The sequence below is a fragment of the Bradyrhizobium sp. STM 3557 genome (assembly GCF_045571465.1).
In the GTDB taxonomy this organism is placed as follows: Bacteria; Pseudomonadota; Alphaproteobacteria; order Rhizobiales; family Xanthobacteraceae; genus Bradyrhizobium.
This window is the reverse complement of the sequence record NZ_CP120697.1, coordinates 2,208,510-2,231,842: the sequence shown is the minus strand read 5'-3', so window position 1 is coordinate 2,231,842 and position 23,333 is coordinate 2,208,510. Positions and strand designations below refer to the sequence as shown.

Genomic DNA, 23,333 nt, shown 5'->3' with positions numbered 1-23,333 from the left:
ATATACACAACGCCGCGGGTCCCCTAGTCTGGCCTGCCGAACACCTCCCTCTCGGAGACCAGCCATGCCGGACATCATCGTTGCCCTCGAAGACCGTATCGCCCTGCTGACATTGAACAGGCCGGAGCGGCTGAACGCGCTGAGCTATCGCCTGATCGACGAGCTGACGGCTGCGCTCGATCGGATCGAGACCGACCCTGCGGTCCGCGCCGTCATCCTGACCGGCGCTGGCGAGCGCGCCTTCTCCGCCGGTGCCGACATTCACGAATTCTCAGAAAGCGTCCGGCACGGCCGCGCGGTGGCGATCCGCGACTTCGTGCGCCGCGGGCAGGCGATGACCGCGCGGCTCGAGGCATTCGGCAAGCCCGTGATCGCCGCGGTCAACGGCATCGCCTTCGGCGGCGGCTGCGAGATCACCGAGGCCGTGCACCTGGCAATCGCGAGCGACAAAGCATCATTCGCCAAGCCGGAGATCCGGCTCGGCATGCCGCCGACCTTCGGCGGAACGCAGCGCTTGCCGCGTCTGGTCGGCCGCAAGCGCGGGCTCGAACTGCTGCTGACGGGCGATCCGATCACGCCCGCCCGCGCGGTCGAGATCGGGCTCGTCAATGCGGTCGTGCCGCACCAGGCGTTGCTGCCCGCCGCACGCGCGCTGGCGCAGCGGATCATCAGGCATTCGCCGGACGCGGTGCGCAGCGTCATCACGTCAGCGACGCGCGGTCTCAACATGGCGATCGCGGAGGGGCTGCAGGTCGAATGCGAGCAGTTCGCGGCCCTCGTCGGCAGCGCCGATCTCGACGAGGGCCTTTCGACGTGGTGCGAACGCCGACCGCCGCGCTTTGCGATCTGAGGCCTACACCGGATGGCCTGGCGAATTGCGCGCCATGCCGCCGAACGCATCGAACAGCCGCTCGCGCCAGGCGAAGACGGGATCAGACTCCTCGAGCAGGCGGAACGGGCTGACCACGCGGGCCCATTGGAAGCCGCCGAACACGATGTAATCGGCATAGTTCGGCTTGTCGCCGCCGAGAAAGGCTTGCGTCTTCAGCGTGAGCCGCAGCGGATCGAGCGACTTGCGGAATACCGTCACGGCTTGATCGCGTCCGGCCATCACCTCCTCCAGGCTCTTGCCGAACCGCGCCTCGCGCGAGGCGCGGAAATAGGCCGCGTCTTCGGCGGCGAGGTTGTTCGGGATGTCGGCGATGATCATCGGAAAGATGCCGGCCACGATGGCGATGTCGCCCCACCAGTTCATGAAACGCGCGGTGGCGCGGCCGCCCTCGCCGCCGAACAGCGACGGCCGGTCCGGATAGGTGTCTTCGAGATAGTTGGCGATCACCCAGGAATCGACCACGGCGCGCTCGCCGTCGAGCATCACCGGCACCTTTTCCGAGCCGTGCGGCGCGATCGCAGCCTTCTCCGTGAAGCGCCACGGGATGGATTCCGCCGACAGCCCCTTATGCGCCAGGGCCATGCGGATGCGCCAGCAATAGGGGCTGAACGGCCGGCCCGCGTCGGTGCCGACGAGTTCGTAGAGTTTGAGTGACATCAGACCGGCTCTCCTCATTCTCACGCATCATGCCCCGCTTCGGGCGGAGACATCCAGTACGCCGTGACGTTCCGATGAATCAAGAACGCCGGTGTGTACTGGATCATCCGCCTTCGCGGATGATGACAGCGAGAATGCCGCACGTCTACCGCACCACCGCCGCCGTTTGCCCGAACAGGATCTTGCGCTCCTCCTCGGTGCGGTTCACCGGCTTGCCGAAATTCGGATTGATCTCCTTGGCTCGCGCATAGGCGCGCTGCGTCGCCGGGCGCGCCTCGATGTCGGCAAGCCATCGCTTCAGGTTCGGGAAGTCGTCGATGTTTTGGCTCTGGTTCTTGTAAGGCACGATCCAGGGATAGCAGGCCATGTCGGCGATCGAGTAGTCGTCGGCGATGAACTCGCGGCCCGCCAGGCGCTTGTTGAGCACGCCGTAGAGGCGGTTGGTCTCGTTGACATAGCGGTCGATGGCGTAGGGAATCTTCTCGACCGCGTAGTTGCTGAAATGGTGGTTCTGGCCGGCCATCGGGCCGAGGCCACCCATCTGCCAGAACGTCCACTGGATCACGTCATAGCGGCCGTAGAGATTCGCGGGGAGGAACTGCCCGGTCTTCTCGGCCAGATAGAGCAGCATCGCGCCGGATTCGAAGATGGAGATCGGCCTGCCGCCCCCCTTCGGCTCGTGGTCGACCAGCGCCGGAATCCGGTTGTTGGGCGCGACCGCGAGAAACTCCGGCTTGAACTGCTCGCCCTTGCCGATGTTGATCGGGATGATGGTGTAGGGAAGGCCCGTCTCCTCCAGGAACATCTTGATCTTGTGGCCGTTCGGCGTGGTCCAGTAATACAGGTCGATCATGGGCGCGGTCCTCGCTGCTGCACCGATAAAGATGCATTTGCATGAAGTTCGCCGGAGCGCAGCCACAAGTCAATGGCTCTCCTTGCCACTCACAACGAAAGTGATCGCAAAATCAGTTGGCCCGACCGTGGTCGCACCGCCAACCGTCTGCGCCGAGCAAGGTCACTGCGTGCGCCCGTGCTCGCGTAACAGCCGTTCGCCTGCTTCCGTCACCGCGATTACGAGGCCAAAGCCGACGATGGCCTCGCGACTGACATAGCCGCGGTCGGCTGCATCTTCCCAGATCGTGAGCCGCGGGCACGAGGTCTTCCAGGTCGCGACCACCTCGGCATAGGCGCGCGGCTCGCGCGCGATCCACTCGACAAAATCCAGCACCAGGGGATCGGCGGTGTCGGGCATCGTTCGTCTCCTTTCAACAGGCCGATACCGGTCAGTCTGATCTCGCTGTCGCGGCGGCGCAAACCGGTTTATCTTGCCCTGCATCAGCTTTTCTGAGGCTCTTATTTGCGACATGCGGCGGCTCCTGTTTCTCAACGGCATCAAGGCATTCGAAGCGGCCGCGCGCACCGGCAGTTTTGCCGCGGCGGGCGCGGAGATGAATGTCTCGGCGGCAGCGATCAGCCGCATGGTCAATCTGCTGGAGCAGCGGCTCGGCGTGACCTTGTTCGAGCGCAAGGCCAACCGGCTGGTGCTGACGGCAGCCGGCCGGACCTATCAGAGCGGGCTGACGCCGATCTTCGATGCGTTGGCGAGCCTCACGGCGCAGATCATGGCGCCGGCCACAGCGCGGGTACTGACGCTCGGCGTCGGCCCGACCTTCGCGCTGAAATGGCTGATCCCGCATCTGGCCGATTTCCGGCAGGAGGAGCCCGGCATCGAGGTGCGCATCACCACCTTTGGCGACGCGGTGCCGTTCGGCGAGGACTGGAGTTGCGGCATCAAGCTCGGCGACGGCGACTGGCCGGGCCTCGTCGCCGAGCCCTTGTTCGAGGCCGACCTGCTGCCGGTCTGTACGCCGCGTCTCGCCGCCTCGCTGAAGCGGCCGGCCGACCTCAAGGGACCCAGTCTGCTGCGGGTCGCCCATGCCGCCGAGGACTGGCCGCTCTGGTTGAAGGCGGCCGGCGTCACGCGCGTCACAGCGCGCGGCACCGAGTTCCAATACTACGGGCAGGCGCTGCAGGCCGCGATCGACGGTCTCGGCGTGGCGATGGGCATCCGCCCCTATATCGATGACGACCTCGCAGCAGGACGATTAGTTGCACCCTTCGCGCTGAGCGTCCCGAAAGGCGAGCGCTGGTATCTGGTGTATCGCAGCTTCCAGGCCGGGCAGCGCGACTTCGCAGCGTTCCGGCGCTGGATTACGCGCGCAGCCGCAGCCCAGCCGGCGTCGCGCGCGTCCAGCCGGCGCGATGCCGCTAAAAAAGACGCGGCCTTGTGAACCGCTTCACACGCATCCGGCCGGATTGATGGTGTTGTCCCCGTTCGGGACACTTAGGGTGCGCAATGACCTGCCTGTATGAGAATTTTGCGATCGAACCGTTCGAGGCGGGGCGCGGGCTCTGGCATGCGCGGATCAGGCGCGCAGATATGACGCCCGTCATCATCAACGGTGTTGCCTTTCCGAGCCTCGAAGTCGGCTTCGCCTGGTCGGATGCGCAGATGGCCATCGCCGATGCAAAGAGTCATATCGACCGTTTTCGCAAGCGTTGGGGTTGACCTCTTTCACTACACACTGAAAGATGTGAGCGAGTTTGTTGAATGCGGACCGTCTCCATGGCCAAGCCCGTCACCTGGCAAATGACCTCTCCGGTTCGTTCGCGATGCCCCCAGTGCGATGCGCGGCTGACCATCCTGCGCGTGATCGCCGGTCGTGCCGGCGCCGAGTACTGGGCCCTGCAATGCACCTCGTGCCACGGCGTCCATCTCGATATCGTCGAGCCGCCCACCCGGCATTGAGCAGCACCAGCCCCCTGCTCCACGTCGGCGTGGCGCGGCTCGACCATGTCGAGATCGCTTTCGATCCCGTCATATCTCGCAAGCAAAGCGAGCGCATCGTGCAACCTGCTGTCATGTAACCTGCTGCCATATGCTGACGGTACACGCCTCGTCGGCTGCATATCGCTGAGTTCCCCAACGCTGCGCACAGCAGTCCGCCTTCGCTCTTTCATGTCAGGCGCATCGGGCCCATATTCGGGCCATGGCGAAGACTCCCGACACTCCGAAGACCCCGGCCAAATCCTCCAAATCGAAGGCGCCGAAGTCGAAGGCGCACCGGCCCGACGTGCAGCCGATCGCGCCCGCGCTGGCCGAGCTGCTCAATCCCGCCATCAACAGGGGCGAGAGCGGCATCGGCTCGTCGACCGGCCTGCAGCCGCCGCCTGACAATTCGCGCGACCGCCGCGCCGGCGGCGAGGCCGCCGCGCATCGCGCCCGCGCCTCGACGCCGAAGAATTTCCCACAGAGCGGACAGAGCGAATCTGATCGCTATCCGACGCCGCTGCGGCCCAACCCGCAGCCGATCGGTTCACGATCGCGATCGACCTCGGGCGACACCTCCCGTGGCTCGCCCCCACCCAACCCTCCCCCGCAGGCGGGGGAGGGCTCCAGGCATCTAGCACCGGGCGGAGGCGCTAGTTCTGAATGGACGGCCGAGCAACCTGCGTCCCCTCTCCCGCTTGCGGGGGAGGGCCAGGGAGGGGGCGCCGCGCACCAAGGCCTCTCCGAAGCGCCGCAGGCAAATTACGGCACCTCCGCCACCATCCCGATGCTCGACCCCGAGTTGGCGCGGCAGCTCGGGCTGCCGACCGCCGAGGACGACGACGAGGCGCTGGCCCGGCCGCCGCGCAGCAAGATGGAATCGCTCGGCATCAAGGCGACCGCGGATGCGCTGGAAGCGTTGATCCGCGAGGGCCGCCCCGAGTTCCGCAAGGACGACGGCTCGCTCAAGGTGTGGACGCCGCACCGGCCGCCTCGCCCGGAGAAGAGTGAAGGCGGCGTCCGCTTCGTCATCAAGTCGGCCTATGAGCCGAAGGGCGACCAGCCGCAGGCCATCGCCGAACTGGTCGAGGGCATCAACCGCAACGACCGCTCGCAGGTGCTGCTCGGTGTCACCGGCTCGGGCAAGACCTACACCATGGCCAAGGTGATCGAGGCGACGCAGCGCCCTGCCCTGATCCTGGCGCCGAACAAGACGCTTGCCGCGCAGCTCTATGGCGAGTTCAAGAGCTTCTTCCCGGACAACGCGGTCGAGTATTTCGTCTCCTATTACGACTACTACCAGCCGGAGGCCTACGTCCCGCGCACCGACACCTATATCGAGAAGGACTCCTCGATCAACGAGCAGATCGACCGCATGCGCCACGCCGCGACGCGTGCGCTGCTCGAGCGCGACGACGTCATCATCGTCGCCTCGGTGTCCTGCATCTATGGTATCGGCTCGGTCGAGACCTACACCGCGATGACCTTCGCGCTGAAGAAGGGCGAGCGCATCGACCAGCGCCAGTTGATCGCCGACCTCGTCGCACTGCAGTACAAGCGCACCCAGCACGATTTCACCCGCGGCACCTTCCGTGTCCGCGGCGACGTCATCGACATCTTCCCGGCGCACTATGAGGACCGCGCCTGGCGCGTGAACCTGTTCGGCGACACCGTGGAGACTATCGAGGAGTTCGATCCGCTCACCGGCCACAAGCAGGACGAGCTGGAGTTCATCAAGGTCTACGCCAATTCGCACTATGTGACGCCGCGCCCCACCCTCGTGCAGGCGATCAAGTCGATCAAATCGGAGCTGAAGCAGCGGCTCGACCAGCTGCACGACCAGGGCCGCCTGCTCGAAGCGCAGCGGCTGGAGCAGCGCACCACCTTCGATCTCGAAATGATGGAGGCGACGGGCAGTTGCGCCGGCATCGAGAACTACTCGCGCTATCTCACCGGCCGCCGGCCCGGCGAGCCGCCGCCGACGCTGTTCGAATATGTGCCCGACAATGCGCTCGTGTTCGCCGACGAGAGCCATGTCAGCATTCCGCAGATCGGCGCCATGTTCCGCGGCGACTTCCGCCGCAAGGCGACGCTCGCCGAATACGGTTTCCGCCTGCCCTCCTGCATGGACAACCGTCCGCTGCGGTTCGAGGAGTGGGACATGATGCGGCCGCAGACCATCGCCGTCTCGGCGACGCCGGCGGCCTGGGAGCTGAACGAGAGCGGCGGCGTGTTCGTCGAGCAGGTCATCCGCCCGACGGGACTGATCGACCCGCCGGTCGATATTCGCCCCGCCCGCACGCAAGTGGACGATCTCCTTGGCGAGGTCCGCGCCACCGCCGCGGCCGGCTATCGCTCACTGATCACGGTGCTGACCAAGCGCATGGCCGAGGATCTCACCGAATATCTGCATGAGCAGGGCATTCGCGTCCGCTACATGCACTCGGACATCGACACCATCGAGCGCATCGAGATCATCCGCGACCTGCGCCTCGGGGCCTTCGACGCGCTGGTCGGCATTAACCTCTTGCGCGAGGGCCTCGACATTCCCGAATGCGCGTTGGTCGCGATCCTCGACGCCGACAAGGAAGGTTTCCTGCGCAGCGAGACCTCGCTGATCCAGACCATTGGCCGCGCCGCGCGCAATGTCGACGGCAAGGTGATCCTCTATGCCGACACCGTGACCGGCTCGATGGAGCGCGCCATCGCGGAGACCAACCGCCGCCGCGAGAAGCAGATGGAGTACAACAAGGCCAACGGCATCACGCCGGAGAGCGTGAAGAAGTCGATCGGCGATATCCTCAACTCGGTCTATGAGCGCGATCATGTGCTGGTCGAGACCGGCGGCGGCACCGCGACCGAGGACGCCATCTCGATCGGGCATAATTTCGAGGCTGTTCTGGCCGATCTCGAAACCCGGATGCGCGAGGCCGCGGCCGACCTGAATTTCGAGGAGGCCGCCCGCCTGCGCGACGAGGTCAAGCGCCTGCGCGCCACCGAGCTCGCCGTGGTCGACGACCCCACCGCGAAACAGAAGTCCGTGCAGAACCGCGCGGGCTCTTACGCCGGCGCCAAGAAATACGGCGACGCCGCCAATTTGCCGACCACGGCCATGAAGGGCCGCGGTGCTGCGCGTGGCGGCGCCTCTCCTCGCACCGGCGGCCCCTCGGTCCCCTCCCCCCTTGCGGGGGCCGAGACGAGCGAAGCTCGCTCTAGGGATCAGGGAGGGGGGGCCGCGAGTCGTAGCGGCCGTGGCGGGGGCAAATCCCGCAACACTGACCCGCTGTTGCCGTCATATGACGAAATCACCGGTGGCTCTTCCTCGCGCACCGGCTCAAAAGTCCACAAGCCGCATCTCGACGAGATGCACACGCCGGAGTCGCTGCCCTATCGCCCCAACCCCAAGCTGCCGGAAAAGCCGTTCGGCACGACGAGCCGCATCATCCAGCCGACCAACTCCCGCGACTCCGGCCCCGAATTCGGCCCCGCCCCGCGCTCGACCGGCGGCGCCCCCGGCAAGCACGGCGGCTGGAAGAAGCGGTGAGCTGACGATCTCTCCGTGCGTTATTCCGGGGCATCGCGAAGCGATGAGCCCGGAATCCATACGCCGCAGCGACCATGCTCTGGCAAGCCGTCGGACATCGCGCACTAAACTCTGGCCCGTTGGTATGGACTCCGGGCTCGCGCTAGGCGCGCCCCGGAATGACACTCTCATGATGTGCAGTGAACCACCGCTCCTACTCCCTGAAAGTAGTCGTTGCGGTTAGCGCCGTCATAGGCACCGGACTTCATGCAACAGGCCTTGAAACCTGCGTTCGGTGCCGCATGGGCACAGATCGTTGCGGCCGAGCTTCTCGCTCAGCTCGACATCGCCATGGACGAAACGTCGTCCCCGCTTGACGTGGGTTTCTGAAGGGAAGGACTTCCGCCGCTTACGCGTGATGCTGAAAGCTGGGGAGGTTGTCGAGATCATGGATCTTGCGCATGATGACCTCCATCGGTTGAGCGCACGGCCCATTGCCGCGCCGCTCTGCTATCAGATCGCGCGAAGCTTGCAAAGCCTGCTCAGCGGTGCCGGTCAGTTCATCTACTCGTCATTGCGAGGAGCCGAAGGCGACGAAGCAATCCAGAATTTTCACTTGGCTCCTGGATTGCTTCCGCCGTCGCCCTTCGGGCTATGGCGGACACGTCGCTTTGCTCGCAATGACGGGCACTAAGAGCCTGTCAGCGAACGTCGCCGCTCAATATGGCCGCCCCTTCGGCGCGCGGGCGTCGTAGTGGAAGGTCTTGCCACCCTCGCTCACCCCACCCAGAAACGCCCCGACCTCGCGATTGAGATATTCGACATCGGCCGGCAGGAAGCCACCGGCGGAGGCGTGGCCGTTGACGCTGCCGGGCGAGATCGTCTTCATCGTCACGTCGGGAATGTTCTTGCCCATCTCGATCGGCTCGAACTCCGGATTGAGCAGATCCTTGGTGCCGGTGAGGATCAGCGTCTTGGCCTTGATCGAGGACAGCGCCTTGGCGGTGTCGCCATTGAAGCCGGGCGTGGTGCCGACGTCGTGCTTCTCATAGGCCCAGGTCTGGTAGATCCAGTCATTGGCGTCGAACGCCTTCAGCGCCGCGGTCTCCTGCTGCTCCATCCAGGGCAGCACGTCGAGCCCGCCTCCGAACTGCGCCGCATACATGTCCGGCGTGCGGGCGGCCAGCAAGGTGACGATGTCGCGCCAGACCCGTATGCCCTGCTCCGGCGGCGCCTCGTAGTCGCCGCCCTTCCAGGCGGCATCTGCCGTGATCGCCTTGCGTGACGCCGCCATCACCGCGACCGACCAGGCCGGCGTCTTGGTCAGCGGCACGATCGCCACCAACGCATCCATCATGTCGGGATGGCTGACGCCCCATTGCAGCGTCTGCATGCCGCCCATCGAGGGACCGATCACCGCGACGAGATGGTCGATGCCGAGCTTCTCCTTGAGCAGCCGGTATTGCGATTCGACCATGTCGCGGATCACGAATTTCGGAAACGCCATGCGGGCTTGCGCCTTCGAATTGCTCGGCGAGGTCGTCAGCCCGTTGGCGATCGCATCGGTGCAGATGATGAAGTATTTGTCGGTATCGAGCGCCTTGCCCGGCCCGATCATGAAGTCGAGCCGGTGATGATTGCCCGAGATCGCCGTCACCATCAGGATCGCGTTGGACTTCTGTTCGTTCAGCGTGCCGTGCGTGACGTAGGAGATCGAGAAATCCTTGATCGCCTCGCCGCTTTCGAGCTTGAGGTCGCCCTCATTGTAGAATTGGTGCGGCGGCTGCTCCGGCGAATGGGCCGCTGCCGGCAGCACCAAGAAACAGGCGATGGCCGCGACGGCTGCGAGATTGGCTCTCATCATCACGTTTATGCTCCCCATGCGATCGGGCGCTCGCGGCGCTCTTGTTGGCAGGGAAGAATAGAGGCTGCAGGCATCGCCACAAGACGATCGTCGCCATAAATTGCTGTCGGTACGAGCGGAATAATTCAATGCGCATGCGGTTTCACCACGCGCCTCAGGCGTTCGAACGATCATGCATTCGGTGATGACACGCGCCGGAATGGTAGCCGGCAAACGAAGCGTGACGTGCTGTCTGACTGCCCGTCGCGTTACCGTGTCGCACCTCGGCGGCCTTGCCATGTCGGGCAAATCACGACGATCTTTCCGCACGTTCCGCCTCGAGATGAGGGGCGTACGCGTCGTCACGAACGCGAGGCGGGATGCGGTGGACGCGACGGTGCCGATTGACGAGCGGCACCAGCGCGGACGGCGAAATCGCGTGGTCCCGATACTCCGACGCTAGTATCAAGTTGGCGACGATGCGAAAGCATCGCGCTGGGGACGGTGGCCAGAAAGCCCGGCGCACCGGGGAGATCGCGTATAAGCCGTAAACCAGCGCGCAGGGAAGGCCGGTTGTCCGGCTCGTACCTGTGGTTCTGCCGCGTGCTTCTTGTTGCACGCGGACCATGGGTGCGGCCTGCACCCGGCCTTCCCTGCACCCTCTCTGTTTGAGGAGGGTGAGACCAACTCATAACTCGGACAGTTCGTGTCGCGAGGACGCGGCGTCATATTCAGTCGTCATGCCCCGCGCAGGCGGGGCATCCAGTACGCCGTGACATCTCGGCTTCGCGACCACTGTCACGGCGTACTGGATCGTCCGCCTTCGCGGACGATGACAGTGGAATAAGAAACGCGCTGTTTGAACCTGTGAATAGGATTATGGGCGCGCGCATCTCGCGCCGCTCACCCCGACTGCCGCTGGTGTTCTGGAAGAGGTGGCCGTGCGCGGCCTGCGCGAACCGGCCTATATGCGACCTTGGCTGCTCTGCTGGCTCTGTTGCTGTTGCTGCCGCTCCTGCTGCTTGGCGTGGTGACGACCAACGAGACAGCCGGCTGCGGCGCCAAGCATGCCGTGATGGCCGGCATAGTGGCCCGCGACGCCGCCAACAATGGCGCCCTTGATGCAGCCTTTGGCCTCGGCAGCCTGCGTCGAAGCCAGCGCGAGCGCAGCAACTGACACGACGATGATGGTCTTCATGATGCGATGCTCCGGAAAGATGTCGCCTCACTAACCGTCAGGATAGGCCGGGGTTCCCGCGCGCGCCGCAACCTCGCTGCCCCCGCCTCGGCGATACGCATCGCCAATCGATCACCATCGCAGCGTTCGCACGTCAAACCCGGCTGCACCTTGTGCGACTGATCACAACAATCGCGAGTGCAGCGCAAAATATCGTGACGGGCTTCGCCACATTTTTGGCGCCAAGATTCGACCATATTCCGGCAAGAATTTCCGTGGGGCGGGGTTTGACTTCCATGACAGTTCGCGATCGCGCGCTGGCGCTGTGTCTTGCAGCCGGTGTGGGCCTCGTCGTGCCATTGGCCAGCGTATCATCGGCGCTCGCGCAGAGCCTGCTGCAGCCGCCGGCATCCAAGCCGCTGCCGCTCACGCCATGGGGGCAGATCGCCCCGCCGGAGGAGACCGCGGACGACGAGGCGGATGGGATGCCGCCTGCGCCGGCCGCGGACGCCGATTCGTCCATGAAGAACGTCGACATCTCCAAGCTCGATTGGAGCCAGCTCAACATCGATGCCAACAGCTTTTCCGATCGTCCGGAGGCGAAGGCGCGATCCGGCAAGCCCGCGGCGACCGCAAGCGGACCCGACCTGAACTGGTCGAACCAGAACAACGCCAACGGCTCATCGGGCCTGTCGGTGAAGCAGAGCATCTCGCCGTTCTGGGACACCCGGATCGGCGCCGACATGACCGTGACCAAGCAGCCGACCACGATGGCAGAGCTCTTGGAGGAGAAGGCAGAGAACGGCGGCGGCTTGCCGCAGAATGGCGGCACCGCGTGGGCTGCGGTCACCGCGCCCGGCGCCGGCTCGATCTGGGACAAGACCGCGATCGAGGCGCGCGTCGATCCGGGCTCGGACCGGAGCAAGATCGGCGCCACCATCACCAAGGCGGTGCCTCTGATCGATGAATATAATCTCAGCCTGCAGAACGGTTACAATGTCACCCAACAGGGCCTGGTGCCGCTGCCCGGCGCAGCCCCGCGCACCAACCGCAGCTTCGATACCGACCAGACCGCCAAGCTCTCGATGGGCAATACGGGCACCAGCCTGACCGCAGGCCAGACCCTGTCGTCCGGCGACGACAAATGGTTGCGCCATGTCGGCGCCGAACAGAAGCTCATCGATGGCGTCACCGTGTCGGGCGCGATCGGCGAGACTGCACAGGGCACGACGAGCAAAAGCATCACCGCAGGCTTCAAGAAGAGCTGGTGACCGTTTTAGGGTTACCGCAAGGCGCGCCACGAATCGTCGATTCATTGCCGCAACTTGGCCGCGATGCGGCCAAATTTGGCAGCGCAGATGCGCTACCTCTTAGTTCGCCGTGCGGGGACACCGCGCTCAATTTCACGCGAAACAGGGAATTAGCCGATGAATGTTATTCGTCCGGACAAGATCGAAGGAACTGAAGCCGAGCTGGATAGTGGCGATCTGGCGGCGGTCTCCGAAGTCGAGGCCGGCATCCGCGATTTCGTCCGCAATGATATCGCCTATTTGCGCCGGCCCGTAGCGGGGGCCAGCCCGGAGCCGATCGCTGCGGATAATGCCGCCAGCACCGATGCCGCCGTCAACAATGTCAATTCGCTGATCCAGCGCGTCGCCGGCACCTCGCTGTCGGAGATCGAGAACCTCATCGCGGAGCTGGAGGCTCTGCGTGACGTGCTGCATGCCGAAGGCCAGCGCGTCCAGCGCGAGATCTCGAGCTATGCCCAGCTCAGCCAGGCCGCGATGAAATCCACGCGCATGATCGCCGAAAACGTGACGCAGTGGAAGCGCACCGCCGACGGTCTGCGTAACAGCTAAGGCGCGAAGCGCCAAGCGCATCGCCATCTTTTGCCGCCGCGCGGGGCGCCTGCGCGGCGGTTTCGATTGTGGCGGCTGCAAGCTGGACTCTGGAAGCTTCGACGCTCTTTTGAACATCGGATCACACGTCCGCGAACCGGAGCATCAGGTCTTGCATTAGCGTCTTGGCAGATGATCCCGCGCGACGATGCTCCGACCGGCGCGCGTGGTTAACGACGTCTTAACTACTCGCTGACCGCCGCGGTGGTCTCGAGCGAATAGGAGCCGTCGGCATAGCCCTTCACCACCATGCCAGTGGCCAGCATCACCGCGAGCGTCACGCTGGCAAAGATAAAGCCGAGAAGTTTCAGGCCGCCGCGATCTGCCATGTTCGTCCCCACTCAAACCACTATGTTAGTGGCTGTCTTATAGAGTCGGGGTTCAAAATGCGTTAGCGAGAAGTTGGTTCCGCGCGCACAATCTGATGCGACGTGACCTTTTCGCCTCAACCATTGTTCCGTCTCGGGACGAAGGCCGAGGCAAGAAATGAAAACACCAACTCGCCGCGCTGATTAGTGCCGGTGTTGCGCGATTGCACGATGCCCCACTGCGGGCGCGATGACGATGTGCGCAGAGATTCGATTTCGCTCGCAAAACCGATGGTGTCTCCGGCCAGCACGGGCTTCAGCCAGCGCAGTTCGCGAAATCCCGGCGACGGCCCGCCGACCGCGACCTCCTCGCCGCGTTCGCGCGCGATTGCCGCAAGCCGTTGAAGGTCTGCGACCATGAGCTTCATGCAAACCGAGGCAACATGCCAGCCGGAGGCGGCCAGGCCGCCGAACAGCGAGTTGCGGCCGGCTTCCTCATCGAGATGAAACGGCTGCGGATCGAACTGGGCGGCAAAGCGTTTGATGTCCTCGACAGTAAACGTGAAGGAGCCGATGTCGCGCCGCTGCCCCACCTTAAGATCTTCGAAGAACCGCATCAGCCCGCCTTGTTGTTGGCATCGCGCCGCTTGACGATGATCGGCGAGACCATCTCGCACAGAGCATCGCCGGCATTGTTGCGCACCGTGCATTTGAACGTCACGATGCCGGTCTCCGGGCGGCTGTTCGATACCCGCGCTTCGACGACGTCGACGTCGAGCATCAGGTCGTCCCCCGGTCGCAACGGCGACAGCCAGCGCACCTCGTTGACGCCAGGCGAGCCGAGCGATGCGGTGCGGCCGATGAAGCCGTCGAACAGCATTCGCATGGTCAGCGAGCACAGATGCCAGCCGGAGCCCGACAGGCCGCGCAACATTGATTCGCGCGCGGCCTCTTCGTCGAGATGCATAGGCTGCGGATCGAACTCCGCGGCGAAGGCGATGATCTCCTCGCGCGAGACGTGTCGTGGACCAAAGCTGCCGAAATGGCCTTGTGTAAAATCTTCGAAGGTGAGTGTCATGGATCGATGAATTGCCGAAAGAAGCCCGATTGTGGCCGCACTTTACGGCAATCACAACCCGCCCGCTCCGCATGGCTCGTGCTCCCTATCGCCGGAAAAGACAACGGAGCGAGACTTCACCGCCGCCACCGGGACGGGACTTGGACCACAGACTTGTAGGACCAAAGACTTGGGCCACAATTCGACTTTGCCGGGGGATAAGGATGTTCGAATTTCGCGACCTGTTTCAGTGGGACCGTTTCATCACGCCCACCATCATCAAGACGTTCTACTGGCTGGTCATCGCGCTGGTAACGCTGTTCGGAATCTCCGGCATCTTCTCAGGACTGGCCGCGATGGCCATCAGCCCGTTCGGCGGCTTTCTGATGCTGCTGTCTTCCATCGCCGGCGTGATCGTCGGGGTCGTGTTCTCGCGCATCACCGCGGAGTTCATCCTGATCGTCTTCCGCATTAACGAGCATCTCGGCGCCATCCGTGAACAGGGGCGGATGCACTGAGCTTTCGCAAGGCCTCAGGCGAAGCAGGCGAGCCGAACGGCGACCTGCTTCGCCTGTCTCATCAGGTATTGAAGCGGAAATGCATGACGTCGCCGTCGGCGACGACGTAATCCTTGCCTTCCAGCCGCAGCTTGCCGGCATCGCGCGCGCCGGCCTCACCGCTGAACGCGACATAGTCGGCATAGGCGATGGTCTCGGCCCGAATGAAGCCCTTCTCGAAATCGGTGTGAATCACCCCCGCCGCCGCCGGCGCTTTGGTGCCGCGATGGATGGTCCAGGCGCGCGCTTCCTTCGGCCCGACGGTGAAATAGGTGATGAGGTCGAGCAGCTGGTAGCCTGCCCGGATCAAGCGGTCGAGCCCGGCCTCTTCAAGCCCGAGCGTCTCCAGGAAATCCGCCCGCTCCTCGCGCGACAAGGTCGCAATCTCGGATTCGATCTTGGCAGAGATCACGACCGCAACCGCGCCCTCCTCCTTGGCGCGGGCGAAAACCTCGCGAGAGAAGCTGTTGCCGTCCTTGGCCGAGCCTTCCTCGACGTTGCAGACATAGAGCACGGGCTTGGAGGTCAGAAGACCGAGCATGCCGAACGCGCGCTCTTCCTCAGGCTTGCGCTCCAACAGGCGCGTCGGCTTGCCGTCGCGCAGCAGCACGAGGGCGCGATTGACGAGATCGAGCTGCTCCTTGGCGTCCTTGTCGTTGCCCTTGGCCTTCTTGGTCAGGTTGTCGACCCGTTTCTCGAGGCTGTCGAGATCGGCGAGCATCAGCTCGGTCTCGATGGTCTCGATGTCGGCGATCGGGGCGATCTTGCCCTCGACATGGGTGATGTCGGAATCCTCGAAGCAGCGCACCACATGGGCGATCGCGTCGACCTCGCGGATATTGGCGAGAAACTGGTTGCCCAGGCCTTCACCCTTGGAGGCGCCGCGCACGAGACCCGCGATGTCGACGAAGGTCAGCCGCGTCGGGATGATCTGCGCCGACTTGGCGATGGCCGAGAGCTTGTCGAGCCGCGGATCGGGAACGGCAACCTCGCCGACATTCGGCTCGATGGTGCAGAACGGATAGTTCGCCGCCTGCGCCGCAGCCGTCTCGGTCAGCGCATTGAACAGCGTCGACTTGCCGACATTTGGCAACCCGACGATCCCGCATTTGAATCCCATGATCCGTCCTGACTATTGGTTTGCGCCGCTCAGCTAGCTCGAAGTTGCGCCGGCATCGCCCTTGTCGAGAAAACCCTTGGCGGCAAGCACCAGGTGCACCTTATTGGCGAAGGTGGAGTCGCGCTTGCCGGTCAACAGCCCTGCATTGTCGGCCACCGCCTCGCACAGCGCCTCGACCCAGGACATGTCCGCCTTGGCGAAATCCGACAGCACATGGCCGTGCACCAGTTCCTTGACGCCGGGATGACCGATGCCGAGCCGCACGCGACGATAGTCGTTGCCGATATGCGCCGAGATCGAGCGCAGCCCGTTATGCCCCGCGATGCCGCCACCGACCTTGACCCGCAGCTTGGCTGGCGGCAGCTCCAGCTCATCCTGGAATACCGTGATATCGCCGGCGCCGATCTTGAAGAAGTTCGCCGCTTCCTGCACCGCGCGGCCGGACTCGTTCATGTAGGTCATGGGCTTGAGCAGGATCACACGCTCGGAATCGAGCGTGCCCTCTGAGGTCTCACCCTGAAACCGACGGCGCCAGGGCGAGAAGCCATGACGCCGCGCGATCTCATCGACGGCCATGAAGCCGATATTGTGCCGGTTGCGCGCATATTTCGCGCCGGGATTGCCGAGGCCGACAAAAAGCAGCATGACGCGGCATCCGCGCTCGTTCGATGCGCCGCATCAGCGGGACAGGCCTATAGGCCTGCCCGCCGAGGACGGCCGGATACCGGCTTACTTCTTCTTGTCGCCGCCCGCAGCCGGCGCCTTGGCAGCAGCAGCGGCCGGAGCGGCAGCGGCCGGTGCAGCAGCGCCAGCAGCCGGCGCGGCGGCAGCGGCCTTCTGCTCTTCGGCGTAGCCCGACGGCGGCACGATGGTGACCAGCGTCGCGTCGTCACGCGACAGCGTCTTCACGCCGGCCGGCAGCTTGACGTCGGAAATGTGCAGCGAATAGTTGATCTCGAGCGCACCGACATCGACCTCGATGTACTGCGGGATGTTTTCCGCAAGGCACTCGAGCTCCAGCGTGTGGGTGACGATGTTGACCGTGCCGCCACGCTTCACGCCCGGCGAGGTTTCGGCGTTGACCACGTGCAGCGGCACGCTGACGCGGATGGTCGCGCCTTCGCCGAGCCTCATGAAATCGACATGGATCGGGAAGTCACGCACCGGATCGAGGTGGAAGTCGCGCGGGATCACGCGGTGCTTCTTGCCGTCGAGGCTGATGTCGACAATCGTGGTCAGGAACCGGCCGGCCAGGATGCGCTGGCGCAGTTCGCGGTCCTCGACCGAGATCGGCAGGGGGGCCTGGTTGTTACCATAGATCACTCCGGGCACTCTCCCGGCGCGACGCTCTGCCCGTGCGGCCCCCTTGCCGACTGACGGACGGGCGGTCGCCTTCAATTCCTTGACGGTCGCCATAGTCATAAGTCCTTGTTTCTAAAAAGCTAAAGGCCGCAGCGCGGCCCCGGATTGACGTCCACGGCAAGCCTCCAGGGGTGCGGGGGCCGCGGACGTGGCGGCGTTCTAGCCGCAAAGTCCCAAAATGACAAGGAAATGAAGGGAAATTTGTCTCCCGGCGTTTTCCGAGAGACCCGTTTCCCTGTCGGGCGTCAGGCTGCGGGCGTCCCCTCCGGTCCGGCCGGGGTGCTGCCGAGCTTGCCCTCGAGCACCGCGATGCGGGCCCTCAGGACCTCGTTCTCCTCGCGCGCCAGCCGCGCCATCTCCTTGACCGCCTCGAACTCCTCGCGCTTGACGATCTCGAGGTCGTTCAGAATCTTCTCGGCCTGCGCGCGGATCACCGCATCGACCTCGCGCTTCATGCCCTGCGCCGCACCCGCGGCATCGTTCATCAGGCGACCAATTTCGTCGAAAAAGCGATTGGTGGTCTGGGTCATGCTAGTACTCCGCGTGGCGATGCTGTCGATCACAGAATGGCGATCAGGCGGTGCGCATTCAAGTCCGGCCTTGCCTTGTCACGCTGCAGTTTCCTTGTCATCGTATTCCTCATGCAACGGATTCCATGACCACCGGCAAGCCGCTGAGACCAGCATGATCGACCAGCAAATCGACATCCCGACCAAGGACGGCGCCACAACGACCTTCATCACACACCCGGAGCGCGGCGGGCCCTTCCCGGTCATCCTGTTCTACATGGATGCACCTGCCATCCGCGAGGAGCTGCGCGACATGGCGCGCCGGCTCGCGACATCGGGCTACTATGTGATGCTGCCGAACCTCTATTACCGCTCCGGCGTGATGGAGCTCGGCCCTCTGCCGGCCGATCCGGAATCGCCCGAGCGCAAGCGGATGTTCGAGCTGATGGCCTCGATCAACATTCCGATGGTGATGGAGGATACGAAAGCCCTCCTCGCCTACGCCGAAGGCCAGCCCGCCGCCAACACCAGGCTCGTCGGTACTGTCGGCTATTGTATGAGCGGCCGCTATGCGATCAACGCCGCGACGCATTTCCCGGATCAGGTCAAGGCCGCCGCCTCGATCTACGGCACGCATCTGGCCACCGACCAGCCGGACAGCCCGCATCTGGCAGCCTCGAAGACCAAGGCCGAGCTCTATTTCGCCTGCGCCGAGACCGACATCTACGCACCGCAGGAGGTCATCGACAAGGTTGCGCAAGCCATGCGCGGCGCCAATGCCGAGGTCGAGATCTATCCCCGGACGCATCATGGCTTTGCCTTCCCCAAGCGCCCGGTCTATGACCGCGACGCCGCCGAGCGGCATTGGGAGCGCCTGCTGGCGCTCTACCGCCGCAATCTCGCTTAGATCGCGACTTGGATGCCCTTTCTCCTGATCGACTTTCCCGTCTTCGACCCGGTTGCCATCTGGCTCGGGCCATTCGCAATCCGCTGGTATGCGCTCGCCTACATCACCGGCATCGTGCTCGGCTGGCTCTATGGGCGCGCGCTATTGAAGAACGAGCGGCTGTGGGGCGGCCCTGCGCCGATCTCGCTGCCTCAGCTCGACGACTTCATCCTCTGGGTCACGATCGGCATCATCCTGGGCGGGCGCACCGGCTACGTGCTGTTCTACAACCTGCCGCACTTCATTCAGTATCCGATCGAGATCTTCGAATTGTGGAACGGCGGCATGTCATTCCATGGCGGCTTCATCGGCTGCGTCGTCGCCGTGATCTGGTTTGCCCGCGTCAACGACCTGCCGATCCTGTCGCTCGGCGATATCACCACTGCGGTCGGCCCGTCCGGGCTGTTCCTGGGGCGCGTTGCCAATTTCATCAATGGCGAGCTGTGGGGCCGCGCCGCGGAGGCGAGCCTGCCCTGGGCGATGATCTTCCCGAGAGATCCCTTGCATCTGCCGCGCCATCCAAGTCAGCTCTATGAGGCCGGCCTCGAAGGCATCCTGTTGCTGGTCGTGCTCGCGGTGATGATCCGGTTCGGCGCGTTGAAACGGCCGGGTCTCATCCTCGGCAGCTTCATCACGCTCTACGGACTGGCCCGCATCATCAGCGAACATTTCCGCGAGCCCGATCCGCAGCTCGGCTTCCTGTGGGGCGGCCTCACCATGGGCATGCTGCTGTCGCTGCCGATGCTGATCGTGGGCGTCATCCTCATCGTGCGGGCCTGGCGCAAACCTCATGTCCACGAGGCCGTTCCAACCGCACAGGCGCAATCGTGATCGACCTGTCGCCGCTGCACACCGAGATCAAGCGGCTGATCAGGGCCTCAGGCCCGATGCCGGTCCGGCGCTACATGGAGCTGTGCCTGTGGCATCCGCAGCACGGCTACTACATCTCGCGAGATCCGCTAGGCCGGGAGGGCGACTTCACCACCGCCCCTGAAGTCAGCCAGATGTTCGGCGAGCTGCTTGGGCTCTGGGCTGCCTCGGTGTGGAAGGCGATCGGCTCGCCGCAATCGTTCCACCTGATCGAGCTCGGCCCCGGCCGCGGCACCATGATGTCGGACGCGCTGCGCGCCCTGCGGGTGCTGCCGCCGCTCTACCAGACACTGTCCGTGCACATGGTCGAGATCAATCCGGTGCTGCGGGAGAAGCAGAAGGCGACCCTGACCGGCCTGCGCAACATCACCTGGCACGAGCGTTTCGACGAGGTGCCCGATGGTCCATGCGTGATCCTCGCCAATGAGTATTTCGACGTGCTGCCGATCCATCAGATGGTGCGGCAGGAGACCGGCTGGCACGAGCGCGTGATCACGCTCGATGATGAGGAGAACTTCATCTACGACGCCGCCGCCGATCCGACTCCCGGTTTCGAGGCCCTGCTGCCTCCGCTGATCAAGGCCGCGCCGGTCGGCGCCATCTTCGAATGGCGGCCCGACACCGAGATCATGACGCTAGCCCGGCGCGTGCGCGATCAGCGCGGCGCCGCCCTGATCGTCGATTACGGCCATGTCCGCAGCGATGTCGGCGACACGTTCCAGGCCATCGCCCGGCACAGCTTCGCTGATCCTTTGAAGACGCCTGGCCTTGCCGATATCACCGCGCATGTCGATTTCGACGCGCTGTCGCGCGCTGCGGAGGCCGTCGGCGCCCGCGCCCATGGCCCGGTGACGCAGGGCGAATTCCTGCAGCGGCTCGGCATCGAGACACGCGCGCTGACTTTGATGCAGAAGGCCTCGCATGAGGTGTCCGAGGACATTGCGAGCGGGCTGAAGCGGTTGATCGGCGGCGGTCGCGGCGGCATGGGTGAGCTGTTCAAGGTGCTCGGCATCTCCGATCCCGGCATTCCCATGCTGGCCGGGCTCTCCGACGACAAGACTGAATAGAGGGACCACCGTGATGCTGCTGTCATCGGATCTGCTGTCCGGCATTCCGGGCCTGCGCCACGCCTTCTTCACCCGCGAGGGCGGCGTCTCCGACGGCATCTATGCCGGCCTCAATGGCGGGCTCGGCTCTAGCGACGTGCCGGCCAACGTCCAGGAAAACCGCCGCCGCATGGCCGAACAGATGGGCGTCACGGCGGACCGTTTGCTCAGTCTGCACCAGATCCATTCGCCCGACGTGGTGATCGCGACCGGCCCTTGGGACGGCCCAGTGCGACCGAAGGCCGATGCCATCGTGACGCGCACCGCGCAGCTAGCGATCGGCGTCACCACGGCCGATTGCGGACCGGTGCTGTTCGTCGATCCCGCGCGGCGCGTGATCGGGGCGGCGCACGCCGGCTGGAAGGGGGCGCTGACTGGCGTGCTGGAATCGACGCTTGCCGCGATGGAAGAGCTCGGCTCCGACCGCTCGGAAGTCATCGCCGCGATCGGCCCGATGATCCGGCAGCCGAGCTACGAGGTCGGCGCTGAATTCGTTCAGCGCTTCCTCGATGCCGATGCGGAGCACGCGATGTTCTTCCTGCCCTCGCAGCGCCAAGGCCGCGCGATGTTCGATCTCGCCGGCTTTATCCGCATGCGGCTGGAGAAGGCCGGCGTGCTCATGATCGACGACATCGGTGCCGATACCTATGCCGATGAGCGCTTCTTCAGTTACCGCCGCTCCGTTCACCGGAAGGAGCCGGATTATGGCCGCCATGTGCATGCGATCGTACTGGAAGGCTGAAGCTGGACCGAACTGCGGCGCGATCTTGATTGCTTAACGTTTTCTCTACAACTAACTGCATTCTGTCCCGTTCTGTGTCAGCGGCGATCTAGACGTTAATCGATTTTAACGATATCGCTGCCGACGATGAATGGCGCGTCGGTACTACTTGAACGAATCTGCCGGACACAGCTGCACGCTTGCGTTGCCGCGGCGCTGATGCTGTCCGCTGCGACGCTCGGCGGCTGCGCTGCTAACAGCGCAGGCCCGAGCAACGCCATGGCGATGGCGCCTGCATCCGATGGTGCGACGGTCGCCTTCGACCAGATCGATGGTCCGCCGCCGCAGGTGTTCGATCGCATGGTGAATGTGCTCGACAGCGAGTCGAAGCTGCGCAGTCTTGCCGTCGTGTCGCGCGAGGGACCGGCGGCTTATCGCGTGCGCAGCTACCTCTCGGCACAGGTCGTCGCCGGCAAGACCGTGATCGCATGGGTCTGGGACGTCTACGATCGTAACCAGGAACGCGCACTGAGGCTGTCCGGCACCGAGCAGATCGCCGGCAAAGCGTCCCGCGACCCATGGTCTGCCGCTGATGATCTCGTGCTCCGCAAGATCGCGCAGTCGGGCTTCAGCGGCCTCTCGGCCATGCTCAATGGAACTGCACCTGCCGACGGCGCGCCGCAGCCGGGCCCGGCGCCGTCGGCCACCGGGCCTGCCGTTGCGAGCGCCACGCGCGCACCGACGGACTCCGGGAACAACAGCGTCGTCGCGCTGGGCTATACCGACCGTTAGCCACGCCGTTGCTATTCGCGCCCATTTTTGCCAGGGAAAACACCGCTAGCGGGTTGCCAGCCATACATTCTCCCTGATATCTGCACGCCCGTGTAACATTGCCGGTCCCACGGGTACCCGATATGCTGAATATAGTCTCCAGCAAGGCGCGGGGAGAGATCTCGATGTCGGCCAAGAACGGCTCCATCAAACTCGTCGCCGGCAACTCCAATCCAGCGCTGGCGACCGCGATCGCAGCAGAGCTCGGATTGGCATTGACGAAGACGGTGGTCCGGCGTTTCGCCGACATGGAAATCTTCGTCGAGATCCAGGAGAACGTACGCGGCTCCGACGTCTTCATCCTGCAGTCGACGTCGTATCCGGCCAACGACCACCTGATGGAACTATTGATCATCACCGATGCGCTGCGCCGCGCCTCTGCGCGCCGCATCACCGCGGTGGTCCCCTACTTCGGCTATGCAAGGCAGGACCGCAAATCCGGTTCGCGTACGCCGATCTCGGCCAAGCTGGTCGCCAACCTGATCACCCATGCCGGCGTCGACCGCGTGATGACGCTCGACCTGCATGCCGGCCAGATCCAGGGCTTTTTCGATATCCCGACCGACAATCTCTATGCCGCACCGCTGATGGTCCGCGACATCAAGGACCGGTTCGACCTCAGCAAGATGATGGTGGTGTCGCCCGACGTCGGCGGCGTGGCGCGTGCCCGCGCTCTCGCCAAGCGGATCAATACCCCGCTGTCGATCATCGACAAGCGCCGCGAGCGTCCGGGCGAGTCCGAGGTCATGAACGTGATCGGCGATGTCTCCGGCCACACCTGCATCCTGATCGACGATATCGTCGATTCCGGCGGCACCCTGGTCAATGCGGCTGACGCGCTGCTCGCCCACGGTGCCAAGGAGGTCTACGCCTACATCACGCATGGCGTGCTGTCCGGCGGAGCTGCCGCCCGCATCACCTCGTCTCGGCTCAAGGAGCTCGTTATCACCGACTCGATCCTGGCGACGGACGCCGTGCGCAATGCGCCGAACATCCGCTCACTGCCGATCGCCCCCCTGATCGCGGAAGCGATTGGCCGCACCGCAGCGGAAGAGTCGGTGTCGAGCCTGTTCGACTGAGGCAGCGGCAGTCTCGTCCGCCGTTTGCACTGGCTTCTCCTCGCGTC

Annotated in this window: 28 protein-coding genes; 16 read left to right on the top strand and 12 right to left on the bottom strand. The window is 64.4% G+C overall.

Annotated elements, in window-relative coordinates:
* The first annotated feature begins 64 nt into the window (after positions 1-64).
* Complete coding sequence (locus P6U24_RS10060; RefSeq protein ID WP_407158971.1) at positions 65-850, top strand: crotonase/enoyl-CoA hydratase family protein; 786 nt, start codon at positions 65-67, stop codon at positions 848-850.
* Positions 851-853: 3 nt separating this feature from the next.
* On the opposite strand, the gene P6U24_RS10055 is transcribed toward P6U24_RS10060, so the two are convergent.
* The 3 genes from P6U24_RS10055 to P6U24_RS10045 all read right to left on the bottom strand — a co-directional run bounded on the left by P6U24_RS10055 (position 854) and on the right by P6U24_RS10045 (position 2,801).
* A complete protein-coding gene (locus P6U24_RS10055) occupies positions 854-1,549 on the bottom strand; it encodes a glutathione S-transferase family protein (RefSeq protein WP_407158970.1) in 696 nt (231 codons plus the stop codon).
* 145 nt (positions 1,550-1,694) lie between these two features.
* Entirely contained in the window at positions 1,695-2,402 is a 708-nt protein-coding gene (locus P6U24_RS10050; protein WP_407158969.1) for a glutathione S-transferase N-terminal domain-containing protein, read from the bottom strand.
* 162 nt (positions 2,403-2,564) lie between these two features.
* Positions 2,565-2,801 (bottom strand): hypothetical protein, encoded by a 237-nt coding sequence (locus P6U24_RS10045; protein ID WP_407158968.1) that lies wholly within the window; start codon positions 2,799-2,801, stop codon positions 2,565-2,567.
* A 112-nt stretch (positions 2,802-2,913) separates the two neighbouring features.
* Here P6U24_RS10045 and P6U24_RS10040 point away from each other — a divergent pair, with 112 nt between their 5' ends.
* From P6U24_RS10040 to P6U24_RS10015, 6 genes are all read left to right on the top strand, one after another.
* Positions 2,914-3,840: a LysR substrate-binding domain-containing protein gene (locus tag P6U24_RS10040; RefSeq protein ID WP_407158967.1), complete on the top strand. Its 927-nt coding sequence runs from the start codon at positions 2,914-2,916 to the stop codon at positions 3,838-3,840.
* 65 nt (positions 3,841-3,905) lie between these two features.
* A complete protein-coding gene (locus tag P6U24_RS10035; protein ID WP_407158966.1) occupies positions 3,906-4,118 on the top strand; it encodes a hypothetical protein in 213 nt (70 codons plus the stop codon).
* Between the two features lie 57 nt (positions 4,119-4,175).
* Positions 4,176-4,358, top strand: a complete 183-nt coding sequence (locus tag P6U24_RS10030; protein WP_407158965.1) for a hypothetical protein — start codon at positions 4,176-4,178, stop codon at positions 4,356-4,358.
* Between the two features lie 241 nt (positions 4,359-4,599).
* The gene (gene uvrB, locus P6U24_RS10025; RefSeq protein ID WP_407158964.1) at positions 4,600-7,923 is read left to right on the top strand and encodes an excinuclease ABC subunit UvrB; all 3,324 of its coding nucleotides are present in this window, start codon (positions 4,600-4,602) and stop codon (positions 7,921-7,923) included.
* 246 nt (positions 7,924-8,169) lie between these two features.
* Entirely contained in the window at positions 8,170-8,292 is a 123-nt protein-coding gene (locus tag P6U24_RS10020) for a hypothetical protein (RefSeq protein ID WP_407158963.1), read from the top strand.
* 58 nt (positions 8,293-8,350) lie between these two features.
* On the top strand, positions 8,351-8,596 hold the full coding sequence (locus P6U24_RS10015) for a hypothetical protein (RefSeq protein WP_407158962.1): 246 nt from the start codon (positions 8,351-8,353) through the stop codon (positions 8,594-8,596).
* Between the two features lie 24 nt (positions 8,597-8,620).
* Here P6U24_RS10015 and P6U24_RS10010 read toward each other — a convergent pair whose 3' ends face one another.
* The gene (locus P6U24_RS10010; protein ID WP_407158961.1) at positions 8,621-9,766 is read right to left on the bottom strand and encodes an alpha/beta fold hydrolase; all 1,146 of its coding nucleotides are present in this window, start codon (positions 9,764-9,766) and stop codon (positions 8,621-8,623) included.
* Between the two features lie 943 nt (positions 9,767-10,709).
* Positions 10,710-10,943 (bottom strand): hypothetical protein, encoded by a 234-nt coding sequence (locus P6U24_RS10005; protein ID WP_407158960.1) that lies wholly within the window; start codon positions 10,941-10,943, stop codon positions 10,710-10,712.
* Positions 10,944-11,218: 275 nt separating this feature from the next.
* On the opposite strand from P6U24_RS10005, the gene P6U24_RS10000 reads away from it, so the two are divergent.
* Together P6U24_RS10000 and P6U24_RS09995 are read left to right on the top strand one after the other, a co-directional pair.
* The gene (locus P6U24_RS10000) at positions 11,219-12,193 is read left to right on the top strand and encodes a hypothetical protein (RefSeq protein ID WP_407158959.1); all 975 of its coding nucleotides are present in this window, start codon (positions 11,219-11,221) and stop codon (positions 12,191-12,193) included.
* A 156-nt stretch (positions 12,194-12,349) separates the two neighbouring features.
* Positions 12,350-12,781 carry a hypothetical protein gene (locus P6U24_RS09995; RefSeq protein ID WP_407158958.1) on the top strand — a complete coding sequence of 144 codons (432 nt, stop codon included), beginning with the start codon at positions 12,350-12,352 and terminating at the stop codon, positions 12,779-12,781.
* Between the two features lie 224 nt (positions 12,782-13,005).
* Here P6U24_RS09995 and P6U24_RS09990 read toward each other — a convergent pair whose 3' ends face one another.
* From P6U24_RS09990 to P6U24_RS09980, 3 genes are all read right to left on the bottom strand, one after another.
* On the bottom strand, positions 13,006-13,149 hold the full coding sequence (locus P6U24_RS09990; protein ID WP_407158957.1) for a hypothetical protein: 144 nt from the start codon (positions 13,147-13,149) through the stop codon (positions 13,006-13,008).
* 116 nt (positions 13,150-13,265) lie between these two features.
* On the bottom strand, positions 13,266-13,745 hold the full coding sequence (locus tag P6U24_RS09985) for a MaoC family dehydratase (protein ID WP_407160412.1): 480 nt from the start codon (positions 13,743-13,745) through the stop codon (positions 13,266-13,268).
* Complete coding sequence (locus tag P6U24_RS09980; protein WP_407158956.1) at positions 13,745-14,206, bottom strand: MaoC family dehydratase; 462 nt, start codon at positions 14,204-14,206, stop codon at positions 13,745-13,747. Before P6U24_RS09980 ends, P6U24_RS09985 begins: the two co-directional genes overlap by 1 nt.
* 203 nt (positions 14,207-14,409) lie before the next feature.
* Here P6U24_RS09980 and P6U24_RS09975 point away from each other — a divergent pair, with 203 nt between their 5' ends.
* Positions 14,410-14,703 (top strand): DUF4282 domain-containing protein, encoded by a 294-nt coding sequence (locus P6U24_RS09975; RefSeq protein WP_407158955.1) that lies wholly within the window; start codon positions 14,410-14,412, stop codon positions 14,701-14,703.
* Between the two features lie 61 nt (positions 14,704-14,764).
* Here P6U24_RS09975 and ychF read toward each other — a convergent pair whose 3' ends face one another.
* The 4 genes from ychF to P6U24_RS09955 all read right to left on the bottom strand — a co-directional run bounded on the left by ychF (position 14,765) and on the right by P6U24_RS09955 (position 17,754).
* Positions 14,765-15,862 carry a redox-regulated ATPase YchF gene (gene ychF / locus P6U24_RS09970; protein ID WP_407158954.1) on the bottom strand — a complete coding sequence of 366 codons (1,098 nt, stop codon included), beginning with the start codon at positions 15,860-15,862 and terminating at the stop codon, positions 14,765-14,767.
* A gap of 33 nt (positions 15,863-15,895) precedes the next feature.
* A complete protein-coding gene (gene pth, locus P6U24_RS09965) occupies positions 15,896-16,507 on the bottom strand; it encodes an aminoacyl-tRNA hydrolase (RefSeq protein ID WP_407158953.1) in 612 nt (203 codons plus the stop codon).
* 84 nt (positions 16,508-16,591) lie between these two features.
* Positions 16,592-17,278, bottom strand: coding sequence for a 50S ribosomal protein L25/general stress protein Ctc (locus P6U24_RS09960; RefSeq protein ID WP_407158952.1), 687 nt, complete (start codon positions 17,276-17,278; stop codon positions 16,592-16,594).
* A 191-nt stretch (positions 17,279-17,469) separates the two neighbouring features.
* Positions 17,470-17,754, bottom strand: coding sequence for an accessory factor UbiK family protein (locus P6U24_RS09955; protein WP_407158951.1), 285 nt, complete (start codon positions 17,752-17,754; stop codon positions 17,470-17,472).
* Positions 17,755-17,908: 154 nt separating this feature from the next.
* Between P6U24_RS09955 and P6U24_RS09950 the strand changes: the two genes are divergently transcribed.
* The 6 genes from P6U24_RS09950 (at position 17,909) to P6U24_RS09925 (ending at position 23,286) form a co-directional block, all read left to right on the top strand.
* Entirely contained in the window at positions 17,909-18,640 is a 732-nt protein-coding gene (locus P6U24_RS09950; protein WP_407158950.1) for a dienelactone hydrolase family protein, read from the top strand.
* Positions 18,641-18,652: 12 nt separating this feature from the next.
* The gene (gene lgt, locus P6U24_RS09945) at positions 18,653-19,510 is read left to right on the top strand and encodes a prolipoprotein diacylglyceryl transferase (RefSeq protein WP_407158949.1); all 858 of its coding nucleotides are present in this window, start codon (positions 18,653-18,655) and stop codon (positions 19,508-19,510) included.
* Positions 19,507-20,616 (top strand): class I SAM-dependent methyltransferase, encoded by a 1,110-nt coding sequence (locus P6U24_RS09940; RefSeq protein ID WP_407158948.1) that lies wholly within the window; start codon positions 19,507-19,509, stop codon positions 20,614-20,616. The genes lgt and P6U24_RS09940 overlap by 4 nt, the downstream gene beginning before the upstream one ends.
* 13 nt (positions 20,617-20,629) lie before the next feature.
* Complete coding sequence (gene pgeF, locus P6U24_RS09935) at positions 20,630-21,397, top strand: peptidoglycan editing factor PgeF (protein WP_407158947.1); 768 nt, start codon at positions 20,630-20,632, stop codon at positions 21,395-21,397.
* 126 nt (positions 21,398-21,523) lie between these two features.
* Complete coding sequence (locus P6U24_RS09930) at positions 21,524-22,168, top strand: hypothetical protein (protein ID WP_407158946.1); 645 nt, start codon at positions 21,524-21,526, stop codon at positions 22,166-22,168.
* A gap of 164 nt (positions 22,169-22,332) precedes the next feature.
* On the top strand, positions 22,333-23,286 hold the full coding sequence (locus P6U24_RS09925; protein WP_407158945.1) for a ribose-phosphate pyrophosphokinase: 954 nt from the start codon (positions 22,333-22,335) through the stop codon (positions 23,284-23,286).
* The last annotated feature ends 47 nt before the right edge of the window (positions 23,287-23,333 follow it).